This is a genomic window from Mesorhizobium sp. WSM4830, assembly GCF_055811495.1.
The window spans coordinates 140907-157301 of record NZ_JBVVQI010000009.1; the positions used below are offsets into that span (position 1 = coordinate 140907).

Consider the following 16395-nt stretch of genomic DNA (forward strand, 5'->3'; position numbering starts at 1 on the left):
CTCAGGCAAACGAGCCCTGAAAGCGTTCTGATAGATTACATCATGTCTGCCGCCAATGACCGCGACGTCAGATGTTTTCCGGCAGATAAATGTCGAAGGGCAGAAAGGTCTGGCCCGGCGCATTCGCAGCGCCGGTCTCAATAGCATGCGCCATCAGCCCGACAAGCTCGCGGCAAAGCGCTGCCAGTGGCGTCGAGATCACCATCGTCAGGAAATTATCCGCCAGCGCCGCGCGCGAGTCGGGCGTGATCTCGTTGCAGACGACCGCCGGCATCTCAGCCGGCTTTGCCTCCCTCAGCGCCGAGATCGCGCCTTCCATGCCGCCACCGGCGACATAGCAGCCGGCGAGACCAGGGTGGCGGGCCAGAAGCTCGATCATTGCATCATGCGTGATCTGGTTCGCCTCCAGATTGACCAACGTCTCGAGTAGAGTGAATTCCGGCGCCTGCTCGCGAAAGAAGGAGCGAAAACCGATCTCGCGAAGCTCATGGCCGTGGAAGCGATGGCTGCCGACGAAGAGGGCGACCTTGCCAGGTCTCTTTGCGGCCTTTGAGATCATCCAGGCAGCGGTGCGGCCAACCTTGCGATTGTCCAGGCCGACATAGCCCTCGCGAATACCGGACGCAAAGTCGGAAAGCAGGGAGAACACCGGTACGCCATTGGCTTTGAGCGCCTCGACGGCGACCGTCAGCGTCGGGTGATCCGGCCCGACCAGGGCGACGGCCCTGGATTTGGCGGCCAGCTTGCGCATCCGCTCGACGATCTCGTCCGGCGCCAGCGAAGCGGCGAAGTCAATGGTCGCCACGCCGCGAAAGCGCGGCGACTGCGATACTGCCAATTCAAGCTCGCGGGCAAATTCACTGTAGAAGACGTCCTCCCGCCGCAACAGCAGGAACCCGAGCCGGTATTCGGGCAATTCATGGCGCATCCGCTGCTTGATCAATCCGGCTGCGTGATAGCCGATGCTCGTCGCGGCCTCATAGACGCGGCGCGCGGTTTCCTCGCGCACCGGCAAGCGGTTGTTCAGCACCCGGTCGACAGTGGCAACGCTGACCCCCGAAATGCGTGCCAGGTCTGTGATCGTCGGCCGTTTCGCCATCGCTGCCTCACTCTACTGTCCGGCTCCCTTTTACACCATGCTGATGGAAAATGATAGAAACTATCTTTGTGATATTGAGCCTATCAGGGCTCGGCGCTATTTTGAACGCTGACCGAATATGATCGAGGCCTCCGCCATGGTGGATATTGGATTGCGAACCGGGAACACGACCTCCGCAGCAGCGTCCCGACGCGACTACAGCCTGATCGGCCGCGACGCGAAGCTTGCCGTCGAGAGCGGGCTGGCGGCGGCCGAGTGGTATCACACCGACGTGCCGCGCAAGCAGATGAAGGAGCTGATGCAGCGCTCCGACGGCCCGGCGATCCGCGATACCATCATCTGGCTCGGCGCCATGATCCTCAGCGGAGCCGGCGCCGCCTGGTTCTGGGGCAGTTGGTGGTGTGTGCCGTTCTTCTTCGTCTACGGCGTCCTCTACGGTTCCTCCACCGATTCACGCTGGCACGAATGCGGCCACGGCACCGCCTTCAGGACGCAGTGGATGAACGACGCGGTCTATCAGGTCGCCTGCTTCATGATCATGCGCAACCCGGTGACCTGGCGCTGGAGCCATACGCGCCACCACACCGATACCATCATCGTCGGCCGCGATCCGGAGATCTCGGTCATGCGGCCGCCCGATCTGCTGCGCGTCGTGCTCAACTTCGTCGGTATTCTCGACGCCTGGCATGCGATGAGCGACATGCTGCGCAATGCAGCCGGCATCATCAGCCCGGCCGAAGGAACCTTCATTCCCGAGCAGGAGCGGCCGAGGGCAATCCGCATTGCCCGCATCTGGACGGCAATCTATGCCGCGACCGTCGCGCTGGCGGTTTATACCGGCTCGTTCCTGCCGCTGATGCTGGTCGGTCTGCCCAGGCTTTACGGTGCCTGGCATCATGTCATGGTCGGCCTGCTGCAGCATGGCGGCCTGGCTGAAAACGTCACCGATCACCGGCTCAACAGCCGCACCGTCTACATGAACCCGATCAGCCGCTTCATCTACTGGAACATGAACTACCACGTCGAGCATCACATGTTTCCCATGGTGCCCTATCACGCGCTGCCCAGGCTGCACGAACTGATCAGGCACGATCTGCCGGCGCCGACACCGTCCATCCTGGCCGGCTACCGCGAGATGATACCGGCCTTCCTGCGCCAGCTGCGCAATGAGGATTATTTCATCAAGCGCGAACTGCCGCCGACGGCGAGGCCCTATCGCGAGGATTTCCACAACGATAACGCTGCTGTTGCGATGGCTGCCGAATGACAAGCCCATGCCGGGGCACCAAGAATCGGGGAAGGCGCAAATGAGCGACTGGGTCGAGGCCTGTGACGCCGGGGACATCGACGAAGAGGACGTGATGCGGTTCGACCATGGCGGCCGCACCTTTGCCATCTATCGCAGCCCCGACGACGAGTATTTCGCCACCGACGGGCTTTGCACGCATGAGAAAGTGCATCTGGCGGACGGGCTGGTGATGGACGATATCATCGAATGCCCGAAGCACAATGGCCGCTTCAATTACAAGACTGGGGCTGCCAGGGGCGCGCCGGTCTGCGTCGATCTAAGAACCTATCCGGTCAAAGTCGACGCCGGCAAAGTCCTTGTCCGGATCGGTTGATGATGACGAAGGGAATGGTCATCATTGGCGCCGGCGAATGCGGCGGGCGCGCCGCCCTTGCGCTGCGCGAGCTCGGCTATGATGGACCGGTGACGCTGGTCGGCGACGAGCCGCATCTACCCTATGAGCGGCCGCCGCTGTCGAAAGACGCGATGGTCGCCGAGACGCCCCTGATCAAGGCAGTCGCCAGCGAGGCGGTCCTGGCCGAAAGATCGATCAGGCATGTCCATTCGGTTCAGGCCGTGGCAATCAACCGCGCGGGGCATATCGTGCGCCTCTCGGACGGTTCCGTCCTGACTTACGACAAGCTCCTGCTGGCGACGGGTTCGGTGCCGCGCAAGCTACCGATGCCGGGCCTTGGCGGGCGCTGCGTCTATCTGCGGACCTTCAACGACGCGCTGGCCATTCGCGCCCATCTCAGCGCCGGAAATCGCATCGCCATCATTGGCGGCGGCTTCATCGGGCTTGAGCTTGCCGCGGCGGCACGCAGACTGGGCGCGGCGGTCACAGTTATCGAGGCGCAGCCGCGCATTCTGATGCGCGGCGTGCCGGCCGAGATCGCCGAGATCATCCATCAGGCGCATGAAGCCGAAGGCGTGAAAATCCTGTGCGGCGAGGGCATCGCCGCCATTGCCGATAATGGCGCCGAAGTGCACATCGCGCTTGCCGGTGGACACGACATTGTCGCCGATCTTGCCGTGATCGGCATCGGCGCCGTGCCAGTGACCGGACTTGCCGCGGAGGCAGGGCTTACCATCGACAATGGCATCGCCGTCGACGCCGAGCTTCGCACCAGCGATCCGGATATCTTTGCCGCCGGCGATTGCTGTTCGTTTCCGCTCGCCATCTATGGCGGCCGGCGCGTGCGGCTCGAAGCCTGGCGCAATGCACAAGAGCAGGGCGCGCTCGCCGCCAGGAATATGCTTGGCGCCGGCGAGTCCCATGCGGCGGTGCCGTGGTTCTGGTCGGATCAGTACGGCCTGACCTTGCAGATCGCCGGCCTGTCGGACGAAGGCCGCAGCATCGCGCGCCGCGACCTCGGCGACGGCGCCTTCATCCTGTTCCACCTCGCCGAGGACGGCAGGCTGGTTGCGGCAAGCGGCATCGGCCCCGGCAACGCGGTCGCCCGCGACATAAGGCTGGCCGAGATGCTGATTGCGAAAAGGGCAAGGCCGGCGCCGGAAGCGCTAGGCTCGCAGACCGTCAAGTTAAAGTCGCTGCTGGCGGCTTGATCCGCCGCGTGGATAGTTGGCCGAACGCGTTCGCCTTAAAACAGCGCCTTCAGCTCCGGCAATTTGTCGTTGACCAGCCAGCCGTAGTAATTTTCCTCAGGCAGCTTTTCCGGCTCGCCCGCAGCGCGGCGCTTGTCGTTCTCGGCTTTCAGCGCATAGGCGCGCTGTTCGGGATTGCCGACATTGTAGAGCGTCGACGTGATGCCGGGATTGCCCGAGATGTCGAAGCCGGCAATGCTTTTATAGGCGTCGATCGATTTCCTGATCGTCGCCGCGACATAAGGCAGTGTCAGGTCAGGGTCCATGATCGTCTTGTAGACCGCGTTCGGGTCGCCGACGTCGAGTTCCGGCAGGCCGGAAACCTTGTGCACGAGGTCGCTCATCTGCAGTGCCGTCAGCGGATTGAGCTGGCCAAGGCCAAAAGTCTGGCCGGCATAATAAGGCTGGAAGAAAGTGGCGCCGAAGCGGTCGTTGGGAAAGCTCTCGCCGTTGACAGTTTTGCCGCGGAACGACCGGTTCCACACCTGTTCGCGGCACTCCCACAGATCGTAGCTGTCGGACTTCCCTGCGCATTTGGCAAATTGCGGCCGTTGCACGAAATCGGTGATGTCCTCGCCATCATAGGCAAAGGAGAGCTTGCTCGACAGATACGAGATCGCCTTGACGTAATAGGTCTGCAACCGATCATAGGCATCGACATTGTAGGTGTGCTCGCCGACGATGGCGCCGACGATATGCATTGGGTCGATGCCATAGGCCGCGGCTGCCTGCTTGATCTTGCCGCGCAGTTCGGCATCGTTCTGGAGCAGCGCAAAGACTTTGCGGTATTTCGCCTGGAATGTGGTGTTGGTCGCCTGGGTGCGCCGGCTCGATGCGCCCGGTATGTCGGGCTGCTCGGTGTTGCGGTTGCCCGGCGGCACCATCGTTGCCGCTTGCGCGGCGAACATGGCTGCCGCCAGCGTCAGCCCCAAAATGACGAGGATCAGTTTTTTCATGCGCCGCCGCCCAAATAATCGCCGGCAAACTAGGTAATGCTCCATCGGGAGTCGAGAGACGCCTGCACCCGACGGGACGAAAGCTTGCCGGATGCTTCCATTTGGCCACACATCGGGAATGCCGGGCCAAAATAGGCGGAGGCCGGTAGCAATTCCCCGGCCTCTTCGAGAATGAAGCGTCTCCTACAGGATGAAACGCGACAAGTCCGTGTTTCTGGAGAGGTCGCCGACATGCTTCTCGACATAGGCGGCATCGATGGTCACCGAGGTGCCGTTGCGGTCCGGCGCGTCGTAGGAGATATCGTCCAGCACCCGCTCCATCACCGTCTGCAGCCGCCTGGCGCCGATGTTCTCGACGCTGGCGTTGAGGTCCACGGCGATGCCGGCCAACGAATCGATGGCGTCGTCGGTGAAGACCAGGTCGACGCCTTCGGTCTTCATCAGCGCGATATACTGCTTGATCAGGCTGGCTTCGGTCTCGGTGAGGATGCGGACGAAATCGCCCTTCTCCAGCGCCCGCAGCTCGACGCGGATCGGCAGGCGGCCCTGCAATTCCGGCAGCAGGTCGGAGGGCTTGGCGACGTGGAACGCGCCCGAGGCGATGAACAGGATGTGGTCGGTCTTCACCGGTCCGTATTTGGTCGCAACCGTGGTGCCTTCGACCAGCGGCAGCAGGTCGCGCTGCACACCTTCACGCGAAACGCCGGCACCGATGCCGCCTTCGCGCGAGGCGATCTTGTCGATCTCGTCAAGGAAGACAATGCCGTCGTTCTCGGTCGATTCGAGTGCCCTGCGCACCACTTCGTCCTGATCGAGCAGCTTGTCGGACTCGTCGCTGATCAACAGCCCGTAGGACTCCTTGACCGTCGTCTTGCGCAACTTGGTCTTCTTGCCGCCCATCGCCTTCGACAGCATGTCGTTGATGTTGAGCACGCCGATATTGGCGCCCGGCATGCCAGGGATCTCGAAGCCGGGCATGCCGCCATTGCCGGTATCGGCCACTTCGATCTCGATCTCCTTGTTGTCGAGCTCGCCGTCGCGCAGCTTCTTGCGGAAACTGTCACGGGTGGCCGGGCTCGCCGTCTTGCCGACAAGCGCTTCGAGCACCCGTTCCTCGGCGTTGATGTGGGCACGCGCCTTGACGTCCTCGCGCATCTTCTCGCGCACCAGCCCGATGGCGATCTCGACCAGGTCGCGGATGATCTGCTCGACATCGCGGCCGACATAGCCGACCTCCGTAAACTTGGTGGCTTCGACCTTGACGAAAGGCGCACCGGCAAGGCGTGCCAGGCGGCGTGAAATCTCGGTCTTGCCGACACCGGTCGGGCCGATCATCAGGATGTTTTTCGGCATCACCTCTTCGCGCATCTGGCCTTCGAGCTGCTGGCGGCGCCAGCGGTTGCGCAAGGCAATCGCCACGGCACGCTTGGCGTCTTTCTGGCCGATGATGAAGCGGTCGAGTTCCGAAACGATTTCGCGGGGAGAGAAGGTGCTCATGTCACTAAATTCCACTTTGCCACTGCCGAATGGACTCGAACGGATGCAGCAGCATGATCACGTTGAGTGTCAGATTGTCCCGGATGAGATAGCCGACACCGAATTCGAAGATGAGGGCGAGGGTCACGATCACCCATATAGGAAGCCTTCGCGCCATGACAAACCCCAGCACCATGGCCAGCGTGTCCGACACCGAATTGATGATGCTGTCGCCATAATAGTCGAGCGAGATCGTGCCCGCGCGATAGCGATCGATGATGAAAGGGCTGTTCTCGAGCAGCTCCCAGCCGCCCTCTATAGCCACCGCAAAGGCCAGCCTGAGCCCGATCGGCGAGCGCGGGAAAAGGAACCACGCCAGCGAATAGAACAGGAAGCCGTGAATGATGTGCGAGAAGCTGTACCAGTCGGAAATATGCTGGGAATTCTCGGAGCTCTGCACGATGCCGTGCCACAGCTTGACGTAGCCGCAGGTGCAGATCGGAGTCCGCCCCATGCCATAGAGGACCCCGGCCTGGAAGATGACCAGGCCGAGAACCAGCAGAAGCCCCATTCGCCAGCTGTCTTCGTAGGCCGAGACGGTTTTGTCGCTGGATACGCTCATGCTGCTATTGCCCCTCTTCTGCGTCACCCTGTTCGGCGTCAGGTATCACCCTCTGGGGCATCAATCGCCATCAGCACGGCATCGCCATATTCCGACTTCCTGCGATCGATAGCCCTGAAACCGGCCTTTTCATAGGCCCGGATAGCCCGTGCATTGGAGGGGTCCGGGTCGATGATGACGCGCGGCGTGCCTTCCTCGAAAAGCTGCTCGACGAACTGCCGGACGATCGCCGAGCCGTGGCCGATCCCGACAAGCTCCGGCACGCCGATCGACAGATCGATGCCGAGCGTGCCGAACGGCTGGTCGCTATAGGGATGGCCGTCCTCCAGATGCGGATCGTAGCTCTGTAGATAACCGATGGGTTTACCGTCGAGCTCGATAATCAGCGGCTCGACCGAAATGCTGTCGATATGCTCGCGAATCTCCGCAATCTCGGTTTCTGGGTCGTTCCACCATTCGGCGACATGCGGCTCGGCAAGCCAGCCGGCGATCATCGGCAGGTCCCTCTCGGTCACCGGCCGAAAACCATAGCGGAGGCTCCGCTCAGGCGGCATCGAGAGTTTCGACGACGAAGCTGTTGTTGGTGTAGACGCAAATGTCTGACGCGATCTGCATCGCCTTGCGGGCGATCTCCTCGGCACCCTTGTCGCTATCCATCAGCGCGCGTGCCGCTGCCAGCGCGTAATTGCCGCCCGAGCCGATGGCCATCACGCCAAATTCGGGCTCCAGCACGTCGCCGGTGCCGGTCAGCGCCAGCGACACCGACTTGTCGGCCACCAGCATCATCGCTTCCAGCCGCCGCAAATAGCGGTCGGTGCGCCAGTCCTTGGCGAGCTCGACGCAGGCGCGTGTCAGCTGGTCGGGATATTGTTCGAGCTTGGCTTCGAGCCGCTCGAGCAGCGTGAAGGCATCGGCAGTGGCGCCGGCAAAGCCGGCGATGACGTTGCCGCTTTTGCCGATGCGGCGCACCTTCTTGGCGTTGCCTTTCATGATGGTCTGGCCGAGGCTGACCTGGCCGTCGCCGGCGATCACCACCTTGCCGCCTTTGCGCACGGTCAGGATGGTCGTGGCATGCATGGTCAGTTCATTCGACATTTTCTGCTCCGATCAGCACCGATCCCATCGAGGCGATCGGCGCATACGAGTGACTTGATCGGCCATATGTATGCATAGGCCCGACGATTGCAAACCGGCCATCCGCCGGGCCGGATCGTGCTCCGCAGCGGTAACTGGCAATCGCCGGATCATGCTGCTAGAAGGCTTTCGTTTTCAGGCATGTGAACGCCTGAATCGTGCAAAATCTGAGACAAGGATGAGGTTATGGCGCCCCGTTCCGCCGAGATAAGCCGCAAGACCAGGGAAACCGACATCTCCGTGTCGGTTCAGGTCGACGGCTCGGGCAAATCCGACATTTCGACGGGCGTCGGCTTCTTCGACCATATGCTGGACCAGTTGTCGCGCCATTCGCTGATCGACATGACCGTGAAGGCCAAGGGCGACCTGCACATAGACGACCACCACACGGTCGAGGATACGGGCATCGCGCTCGGCCAGGCGCTGGCCAAGGCATTGGGCGAGCGGCGCGGCATCATGCGCTACGCCTCGATCGACCTCGCCATGGACGAGACACTGACGCGGGCGGCAATCGATGTCTCCGGCCGGTCTTTTCTGGTCTGGAATGTTTCATTCTCGTCGCCGAAGATCGGTACCTTCGACACCGAGCTGGTGCGCGAATTCTTCCACGCGCTGGCGCAGAATGCCGGCATCACGCTGCATGTCACCAATCACTACGGCGCCAACAACCACCACATCGCCGAGACCTGCTTCAAGGCCGTGGCGCGTTCGCTGCGCTCGGCACTTGAGCGCGACCCGCGCCAGCCGGATGCGGTTCCCTCCACCAAGGGATCCCTGAAAGGATAGCGTCATGGCCATCTATGTCGTGATGGAGCCGCCAGGCCGCAGCGAAAGCGTGGACACCACCTTTGTCCGTGACGGCTTTGCCTGGCTCGGCTTCCTGCTGCCGCCTCTGTGGCTGGCCTGGCACCGGCTGTGGGTCGAGGCGGCATTGGCGTTTGTCGCCATGGGCCTGCTGTCGATGCTGGGCGAAAGGCTGGACCTGGAAACAACCGGCTCGCTTTTATCCCTGCTTGTCATGCTCTTTGTCGGACTGGAAGGGCAGGGCCTGCGGATCGCAGCCCTGCGCCGTCGCGGCTGGCATGAATGGGGCGTGGTCGAGGCCGACAGGCTCGACGATGCCGACATCCGCTATGTGGTGGAAGCCGATGCAGGTTCGAATGCACAAGCTCCTACGCAGCGCATCGTCCCAGACGCGGCACATGCCCGGCCGGCGCAGATGGGCCTGGCGCTGGGGCTGAACCATATTCCGGGAAAGCCCTGAGATGAGGGTCGCGATCATCGACTACGGGTCGGGCAATCTGCGCTCGGCCACCAAGGCCTTCGAGCGCGCCGCGCATGAAGCCGGCATTGCCGCCGCGATCGAACTCACCGCCGATGCCGAGCGGGTCAGGACCGCCGACCGCATCGTCCTGCCCGGCGTCGGCGCCTATGCCGATTGCGCCGCTGGACTGCGTGCGGTCGCCGGCATGTGGGAAGCGGTCGAGGAGGTTGCGATCGCCAAGGCTCGGCCGTTCCTCGGCATCTGCGTCGGCATGCAGCTGATGTCGGAGCGAGGCCTGGAGAAGACCGTCACAAAGGGCTTTGGCTGGATCGCTGGCGACGTCAAGGAGATCACGCCGGCCGATCCGACACTGAAGATCCCGCAGATCGGCTGGAACACGATTGACCTGAAGCGCAAGCATCCGCTGTTTTCCGGCATTGCGACGGGCGGCAAGGGACTGCACGCCTATTTCGTCCACTCCTACCATCTCGACGCACGGAAGGAGGATGAGGTGATGGCGGTTGCCGACTATGGCGGCCCGGTAACGGCCGCTGTCGCCCGCGACAACCTAGCCGGAACGCAATTCCACCCAGAGAAGAGCCAGGCGCTGGGCCTGGCGCTGATCACCAATTTCCTAGGCTGGAGGCCCTGAATCATGAGCAAGAAGGGCTATTGGATGGCAATGGTCGATGTCCGCGATCCCGAGATCTACAAGCAGTACATCGAGGCCAATGCCGCGGCTTTCGCGAAATATGGCGCGACGTTCCCGGTGCGCGCCGGGCGGTATACCAGCCCGGAAGGACCGACAGGCAATCGCCACGTGCTGGTGGAATTCGAATCCTATGAAAAGGCGATGGAATGCTACGGCTCGCCTGAGTACCAGGAGGCCTTGAAGTACAGGCTCGCCGGCTCGACCGGCCACTTTGTCATCGTCGAAGGCGCCTGAAGGTGATTCTGTTTCCGGCGATAGACCTCAAGGACGGCAAATGCGTGCGCCTCAGGCACGGCGACATGGCGACCGCGACGATCTACAATGAAGATCCGGCCGCTCAGGCGCGCGCCTTCGAAGAGCAGGGCTTCGAATGGCTGCACGTCGTCGACCTCAACGGCGCCTTCAAGGGCCAGAGCGTCAACAGCGCGGCGGTCGGCGCCATCCTCAAGGCGACGAGCAATCCGGTGCAGCTCGGCGGCGGCATCCGCACTCTGGCACAGATCGAGGACTGGCTCGACCGTGGGCTGGCCCGCGTCATTCTTGGCACCGTGGCGGTGCGCGATCCGGATCTGGTCAGGCAGGCCTGCAAGGCATTCCCGGGCAAGATCGCCGTCGGCATCGACGCCAAGGGCGGCAAGGTCGCGGTCGAAGGCTGGGCCGAGGCCTCGAGCCTCGGCGTCCTCGAACTGGCGAGGAAATTCGAGGGTGCCGGCGTCGCCGCCATCATCTACACCGATATCGACCGCGACGGTGTGCTGACCGGCATCAACTGGGACGCCACCATCGATCTCGCCGAGGCGGTGTCGATCCCGGTCATCGCCTCGGGCGGGCTCGCCTCGATCGCCGACATCGTGCGCATGACCATGCCCGATGCGCAGAAGCTCGAAGGCGCGATCTCCGGCCGCGCGCTCTACGACGGCCGCATCGATCCGGCCGAGGCACTGGCGATCCTGCGCGGCAAGCCGATGGCAGGGGCGTCATCATGAAAGTCTCGATTATCCTCGCTCCTTACGACAGCGGGCACTATCACGAAGGGTGCGGCGAGGGGCCGGACGCCATCGTCGGCGGTGGGCTCGTCGAAGCCCTGACCGTGGCTGGCCATGACGTCGCCGTCGAAGATATCGGCAAGGTTGGAGACGAGCAGGGGCGCGAAATCGCAACCGGCTTTGCCGTCTGCAACGCCGTCGCGACCAAGGTTAGCCTCGCCCGCGATGGAGGACGCTTCCCCATTATCCTTGCTGGCAATTGCCTGACCGCCGCCGGTGCGGTTGCCGGTGAAGCCGCGGATTCGATAATCTGGATCGATCAGCACGGCGATCTCAACACGCCGGAGACGTCGGCCTACGGCTTTCTCGACGGCATGGCGCTGGCGGCGACGCTCGGGCTCTGCTGGCGTCCGATGGCGGCAGCGATTCCGGGGTTCCGGCCGATAGACCCGGCGCGCTGCATGCTGGTCGATGCCCGCGACCTCGATCCCGACGAAAAGCGCCTGCTGGAAACCTTGCCGATCGTGCGCACCCAATGTGCCGGTGCACTCGATATGGTCGGAAAGCTCACGGCGGCAGGGGCTGTGCGGGGACATCTGCATCTGGACCTGGATGTTCTCGATCCGGATGTGCTGCAGGTGAACCGCTACGCGCATCCGGGCGGCCCGAGCCCGGAACAGCTGCGGCAGCTTGCCTGCGGACTGGCCAGGTCAATCCCGATCGTCGGCGTGACGCTCTCGGCCTACGACCCGGCCTTTGATTCCCAGTCTGAGGTTCCGCCCGCCGTCGGCCAGCTGCTTGTCGATTTTCTTGCGGAGATCGGGAGGATCTGATGCTGAAAGCCCGCGTCATTCCCTGTCTCGACGTCAAGAACGGCCGCGTCGTCAAGGGTGTCAATTTCGTCGACCTGGTCGATGCCGGCGATCCCGTCGAAGCGGCAAAAGCCTATGACGCTGCCGGCGCCGACGAGCTCTGCTTTCTCGACATCACCGCCTCGTCGGAAAACCGCGAGACCATTTTCGATGTCATCGCCCGCACCGCAGAACAGTGTTTCATGCCGCTGACCGTTGGCGGTGGCGTCCGTCAGGTCGCCGACATCAGGAAGCTGCTTCTGGCCGGCGCCGATAAGGTGTCGATCAACACGGCGGCGGTGAAGACCCCCGATTTTGTCGCCGAAGCAGCCGACAAGTTCGGGAACCAGTGCATTGTCGTTGCCATCGATGCCAAGAAAGTATCCGCTGCGGGCGAGGCCGATCGCTGGGAGATATTCACCCATGGCGGCCGCGAGAAAACCGACATCGATGCCGTCGAGTTCGCTCGGCGGGTGGTCGATCTCGGTGCCGGCGAGATCCTGCTGACATCGATGGACCGCGACGGCACCAAGGCCGGCTACGACATAGCCCTAACCCGCGCGGTCGCCGACGCCGTACGTGTGCCGGTCATCGCTTCCGGTGGCGTCGGCACGCTCGACCACCTGGTCGAAGGCATTCGCGACGGCCATGCCGGCGCGGTGCTGGCTGCGTCGATCTTCCATTTCGGCACCTACAGCATCGCCGAAGCCAAGCTGCATATGGCTCAGGCCGGACTGCCGATGCGGCTGGACTCGCCGGGTAATCGGTCCTAGAGCCTTTCCGGCTAAGAAGAGGCTGTAAACGCCGTCATGACCGAGTTCTCGCTCTCCGATCTGGAGAAGATTATTGGCGAACGCGCACGTTCCGGCGATCCGGATTCGTGGACGGCCAAGCTCTTTCAGCGTGGCATGAGCAAGGCAGCGCAGAAACTCGGCGAAGAGGCGGTCGAAACGGTCATCGCAGCCATCAGCGCCGACCGGGACGCGCTTGTTTCGGAAAGCGCCGATCTCATCTATCATTGGCTTGTCGTTCTCGGCATAGCGGACATTCCGCTGAGCGATGTGCTCAACGAGCTTGAACGCCGTACCGGTCGTTCGGGCATCGCCGAAAAGGCGTCTCGGCTGGACCGGGGCTGATCGCTGCGGAGGAACTCGATGGACCAGCTCGCTCCTACCGAGAAGTATTCACCCTATCGTTTCTTCTCGGCCGAGCAATGGTCGCGGTTCCGCGCCGATACGCCGATGACGCTGACCGCAGACGAGATCCATCGTCTGCGGTCGCTGAACGATCCGGTCGATCTCCACGAGGTCGAGCGCATCTACCTTTCGATGTCACGGCTGTTGTCGGCTCATGTCGAAGCCAGTCAACTCCTGTTCAGGCAGCGCCAGGCCTTCTTCAACGCGCTGGATGTGGCCAAGACACCGTTCATCATCGGCATTGCCGGTTCCGTGGCGGTCGGCAAATCGACCACGGCGCGCGTGCTAAAGGAGCTGCTGGCGCGCTGGCCGTCGAGTCCCAAGGTCGACCTGGTCACCACCGACGGTTTCCTGCTGCCGAACGAAGTCCTGCGCCGCAACAATCTGATGGAGCGCAAGGGCTTTCCCGACAGCTACGACGTCGGCGCGCTGCTGCGCTTCCTGTCCGGCATCAAATCGGCGCAGCGCAACGTCCGCGCGCCGGTCTATTCGCACCTGACCTATGACGTCATTCCGGGCGAGTTCCAGACCATCGACCGCCCGGACATCCTGATCTTCGAAGGCATCAATGTCCTGCAGCCGGGCAAGCTGCCGAAGGACGGCAAGATCGTGCCTTTCCTGTCGGATTTCTTCGACTTCGCCATCTACATCGATGCCGACGAGGCGCTGATCCATCACTGGTATATCGCCCGCTTCATGCGGCTGCGCGAAACCGCCTTCCGCGACCCGGCCTCCTTCTTTCACCGCTATTCGCAACTTTCCGAGGATGCGGCCCGCGCCATCGCCGAGGGCCTGTGGACCAACATCAATCTGAAGAATTTGCGCGAGAACATATTGCCGACCCGCGCCCGAGCCGATCTCATCCTGCGCAAGGGCGCCAACCATCTGGTCGAGGAAGTGGCGCTCAGGAAACTGTGAAATCCCGGGACATTTCTTAAAGTCATCTTAACCCAGTCTTTCTATTGTCGGGCCTAATCTGCGGGCTCGGCAAACAAATGAATGCGCCATTCCTAAACATCGATCGGTCGGCAGCTGACCGAATCGCACATCCGGGCAGCGGCGCCGCAACGATTGCCCTGATCGTGCCTGTCCACAATGAGGAAGGCGCAATTGCTCCATTCCTCAAGGCGGTGTGCGAAAGCACTGCGCCGCTGAAGGACAAAGGCGTTGCCCTCGAGTTCATCTTCGTCAACGACGGCAGCAGCGATACGACGCTCGAAAAGCTGATCGAAGCCCAACAAACCGATCCACGCATCCAGGTAATCGACCTTTCACGCAATTTCGGCAAGGAAGCTGCGATGACCGCGGGTCTCGACAGCTGCGATGCCGATGCAGCGATCCCGATGGATGTCGATATGCAGGATCCGCCGCATGTCATTCCGCTGCTTGTGGAAAAGTGGCGCGAGGGTTTTGAGGTTGTTCTGGCCAAGCGAGCCAATCGGGCGAGCGACAGCTTTCTCAAGCAGCGCTCCGCCTCGATGTTCTACCGCGTTCACAATTGGATCGCGCAGCAGAAGATCCCGCACGATGTCGGCGACTTTCGTTTGATCGACCGCCAGGTCATCCAGGCGCTGCGGTCTTTGCCCGAACGCCGTCGTTTCATGAAGGGCCTGTTCGCCTGGGTCGGGTTCCGCACCGCAAGCGTCGAATATATCCGCGATCAGCGCATCGCCGGCCAGTCGAAATTCTCCGGCTGGAAGCTGTGGAACTTCGCGCTCGAAGGCATCACCAGCTTCTCCACCGCTCCGCTTGAAATCTGGACCTATGTCGGCGCGACGATTTCCGCGCTGTCGTTCCTCTACGGCGTGCTGATCGTCGCCAAGACTATGATCTTTGGCGTTGATGTGCCCGGCTACGCCTCGCTGCTGGTCAGTGTTCTTTTCCTTGGCGGCATCCAGTTACTCGGCATCGGCATCATCGGACAATACCTCGGCAGGGTCTATGCCGAGATCAAGCAGCGTCCGATCTACATCGTGCGCCGCAAATATGAGGGAATGAGCTGATGGAGATCGACGCCTACCGACAGATGGCCGCCACCGAAGACGAGCATTGGTGGTTCTGCGGGCGTCGCGCCATCGCCGAGGCGGTCATTCGCAGCATCGGCCTGCCTGAAAACGCGCGCATCGTCGAGATCGGCGCCGGCACCGGCGGCAACATCCGGATGCTGGAGCAGTTCGGCGCCGTGACGGCAGTCGAGATGAGTGATCTCGCGCGCAGGATTGCCCGGGAAAAGACCAGCCGCGACTTCCTCGCCGGACATCTGCCGGACAACATTCCTGTCGTGCCGCAAAGCTGCGACCTCGTCTGTCTGTTCGACGTGCTGGAACATGTCGCTGAAGACGAGGCATCGCTTGCCGCGATCCGCCAAATGCTGAAACCAGCCGGCAGCGTCGTCCTTACGGTGCCCGCACACCAATGGTTGTGGAGCACGCATGATGTGGGGCTGCATCATATGCGGCGCTATTCACGCGATCTGCTGCGTCAACGAATTGAAAAGGCTGGTTTCGCGATCGATCGACTGAGCTACACAAATGCCGCGCTCTTTCCGGTAGCGGCGCTGGCACGACTGGTGGACAGGTTGCGCAAGTCGGGCTTGCCAGCCGGCCATGCCACGCCGCCAAAACCACTGAATGCAGTGATGAAGGCAGTGTTTTCGGCGGAAGGCCGCATCATACCAAATGCAAGCCTGCCCTTCGGCGTTTCGCTGCTGGCGGTGTTCCGCAAGGACAGCGCCATCGAAACCGGTCGCCTCGACGAGAAATTGGCAGCTTGACCGCGTCATGGGCACCGGCTCGTATCGTCGACTATCGCGCTTTGCGCTGATTGGCATTGCGTCGACGCTGATCTACGCCGTTTGCGCTTTCCTGCTGTCGCGTGGACAGGCAACGGCGGCCCTGCCGGCGGCGCTCACATCGTTTGCGGCCTACGCCGTCGCCGCGCTGTTCTCCTACACCGGGCACAAATATTTCACCTTTACCTCGGGCGGCAGCCACGCGATGGAACTGCCTCGCTTCCTCCTGCTCACCGCTTCCGGTCTCGCTGTCGCAATCGCCCTGCCGGGGCTTTTGACCCAGATGCTCGGCGTCCCTGCCGCAATCCCGATCCTGCTCACCTGCATTGCCGTGCCGGTCATCAACTATGTCGTCCTCGGGCGCTGGGTGTTTCGTGGTCTCTAGCGCGCGATCCCTCAGTGAACTGCTCCCCGG

Annotated in this window: 21 protein-coding genes; 15 read left to right on the forward strand and 6 right to left on the reverse strand. The window is 62.4% G+C overall.

Annotated elements, in window-relative coordinates:
* Positions 1 to 67 precede the first annotated feature (67 nt).
* Positions 68 to 1099 (reverse strand): LacI family DNA-binding transcriptional regulator, encoded by a 1032-nt coding sequence (locus tag AC0L2Y_RS14305; protein ID WP_473557063.1) that lies wholly within the window; start codon positions 1097 to 1099, stop codon positions 68 to 70.
* A gap of 151 nt (positions 1100 to 1250) precedes the next feature.
* Between AC0L2Y_RS14305 and AC0L2Y_RS14310 the strand changes: the two genes are divergently transcribed.
* Genes AC0L2Y_RS14310 through AC0L2Y_RS14320 form a run of 3 tightly spaced genes read left to right on the forward strand, consistent with a single transcriptional unit; the run spans position 1251 to position 3953 of the window.
* Positions 1251 to 2366, forward strand: coding sequence for a fatty acid desaturase family protein (locus AC0L2Y_RS14310; RefSeq protein WP_473557066.1), 1116 nt, complete (start codon positions 1251 to 1253; stop codon positions 2364 to 2366).
* A gap of 40 nt (positions 2367 to 2406) precedes the next feature.
* Positions 2407 to 2721: a MocE family 2Fe-2S type ferredoxin gene (locus AC0L2Y_RS14315; protein WP_352565657.1), complete on the forward strand. Its 315-nt coding sequence runs from the start codon at positions 2407 to 2409 to the stop codon at positions 2719 to 2721.
* A gap of 2 nt (positions 2722 to 2723) precedes the next feature.
* Complete coding sequence (locus AC0L2Y_RS14320; protein WP_473557211.1) at positions 2724 to 3953, forward strand: NAD(P)/FAD-dependent oxidoreductase; 1230 nt, start codon at positions 2724 to 2726, stop codon at positions 3951 to 3953.
* Positions 3954 to 3988: 35 nt separating this feature from the next.
* Here AC0L2Y_RS14320 and AC0L2Y_RS14325 read toward each other — a convergent pair whose 3' ends face one another.
* The 5 genes from AC0L2Y_RS14325 to hslV form a co-directional block, all read right to left on the reverse strand.
* Positions 3989 to 4948 (reverse strand): DUF1402 family protein, encoded by a 960-nt coding sequence (locus AC0L2Y_RS14325; protein WP_473557068.1) that lies wholly within the window; start codon positions 4946 to 4948, stop codon positions 3989 to 3991.
* Between the two features lie 183 nt (positions 4949 to 5131).
* Entirely contained in the window at positions 5132 to 6445 is a 1314-nt protein-coding gene (gene hslU / locus AC0L2Y_RS14330) for an ATP-dependent protease ATPase subunit HslU (protein WP_473557070.1), read from the reverse strand.
* Between the two features lie 4 nt (positions 6446 to 6449).
* The gene (locus AC0L2Y_RS14335) at positions 6450 to 7046 is read right to left on the reverse strand and encodes a DUF2585 domain-containing protein (RefSeq protein ID WP_473557073.1); all 597 of its coding nucleotides are present in this window, start codon (positions 7044 to 7046) and stop codon (positions 6450 to 6452) included.
* Positions 7047 to 7084: 38 nt separating this feature from the next.
* Entirely contained in the window at positions 7085 to 7600 is a 516-nt protein-coding gene (locus tag AC0L2Y_RS14340) for a GNAT family N-acetyltransferase (protein ID WP_473557075.1), read from the reverse strand.
* Complete coding sequence (hslV, locus tag AC0L2Y_RS14345) at positions 7590 to 8141, reverse strand: ATP-dependent protease subunit HslV (RefSeq protein ID WP_352490478.1); 552 nt, start codon at positions 8139 to 8141, stop codon at positions 7590 to 7592. The genes AC0L2Y_RS14340 and hslV overlap by 11 nt, the downstream gene beginning before the upstream one ends.
* Positions 8142 to 8366: 225 nt before the next feature.
* On the opposite strand from hslV, the gene hisB reads away from it, so the two are divergent.
* The 12 genes from hisB (at position 8367) to AC0L2Y_RS14405 (ending at position 16365) form a co-directional block, all read left to right on the forward strand.
* Positions 8367 to 8966: an imidazoleglycerol-phosphate dehydratase HisB gene (gene hisB, locus AC0L2Y_RS14350; RefSeq protein ID WP_473557077.1), complete on the forward strand. Its 600-nt coding sequence runs from the start codon at positions 8367 to 8369 to the stop codon at positions 8964 to 8966.
* Between the two features lie 4 nt (positions 8967 to 8970).
* A complete protein-coding gene (locus tag AC0L2Y_RS14355) occupies positions 8971 to 9444 on the forward strand; it encodes a DUF2628 domain-containing protein (RefSeq protein ID WP_473557079.1) in 474 nt (157 codons plus the stop codon).
* A gap of 1 nt (position 9445) precedes the next feature.
* Positions 9446 to 10096, forward strand: coding sequence for an imidazole glycerol phosphate synthase subunit HisH (hisH, locus tag AC0L2Y_RS14360; RefSeq protein ID WP_473557081.1), 651 nt, complete (start codon positions 9446 to 9448; stop codon positions 10094 to 10096).
* A gap of 3 nt (positions 10097 to 10099) precedes the next feature.
* Positions 10100 to 10390: a DUF1330 domain-containing protein gene (locus tag AC0L2Y_RS14365; protein ID WP_473557083.1), complete on the forward strand. Its 291-nt coding sequence runs from the start codon at positions 10100 to 10102 to the stop codon at positions 10388 to 10390.
* A 2-nt stretch (positions 10391 to 10392) separates the two neighbouring features.
* Positions 10393 to 11142 carry a 1-(5-phosphoribosyl)-5-[(5-phosphoribosylamino)methylideneamino]imidazole-4-carboxamide isomerase gene (gene hisA, locus AC0L2Y_RS14370; protein ID WP_473557085.1) on the forward strand — a complete coding sequence of 250 codons (750 nt, stop codon included), beginning with the start codon at positions 10393 to 10395 and terminating at the stop codon, positions 11140 to 11142.
* Complete coding sequence (locus tag AC0L2Y_RS14375) at positions 11139 to 11975, forward strand: arginase family protein (RefSeq protein ID WP_473557087.1); 837 nt, start codon at positions 11139 to 11141, stop codon at positions 11973 to 11975. The genes hisA and AC0L2Y_RS14375 overlap by 4 nt, the downstream gene beginning before the upstream one ends.
* The gene (gene hisF / locus AC0L2Y_RS14380; protein WP_473557213.1) at positions 11972 to 12766 is read left to right on the forward strand and encodes an imidazole glycerol phosphate synthase subunit HisF; all 795 of its coding nucleotides are present in this window, start codon (positions 11972 to 11974) and stop codon (positions 12764 to 12766) included. The genes AC0L2Y_RS14375 and hisF overlap by 4 nt, the downstream gene beginning before the upstream one ends.
* A 36-nt stretch (positions 12767 to 12802) precedes the next feature.
* Entirely contained in the window at positions 12803 to 13129 is a 327-nt protein-coding gene (locus AC0L2Y_RS14385) for a phosphoribosyl-ATP diphosphatase (protein WP_473557089.1), read from the forward strand.
* A gap of 18 nt (positions 13130 to 13147) precedes the next feature.
* Entirely contained in the window at positions 13148 to 14107 is a 960-nt protein-coding gene (gene coaA, locus AC0L2Y_RS14390) for a type I pantothenate kinase (RefSeq protein ID WP_473557090.1), read from the forward strand.
* Between the two features lie 77 nt (positions 14108 to 14184).
* Positions 14185 to 15192 (forward strand): glycosyltransferase family 2 protein, encoded by a 1008-nt coding sequence (locus AC0L2Y_RS14395; protein WP_473557093.1) that lies wholly within the window; start codon positions 14185 to 14187, stop codon positions 15190 to 15192.
* Positions 15192 to 15962, forward strand: a complete 771-nt coding sequence (locus tag AC0L2Y_RS14400; protein WP_473557094.1) for a class I SAM-dependent methyltransferase — start codon at positions 15192 to 15194, stop codon at positions 15960 to 15962. The genes AC0L2Y_RS14395 and AC0L2Y_RS14400 overlap by 1 nt, the downstream gene beginning before the upstream one ends.
* 7 nt (positions 15963 to 15969) lie before the next feature.
* Positions 15970 to 16365: a GtrA family protein gene (locus AC0L2Y_RS14405; protein WP_023677541.1), complete on the forward strand. Its 396-nt coding sequence runs from the start codon at positions 15970 to 15972 to the stop codon at positions 16363 to 16365.
* Positions 16366 to 16395: the final 30 nt, after the last annotated feature.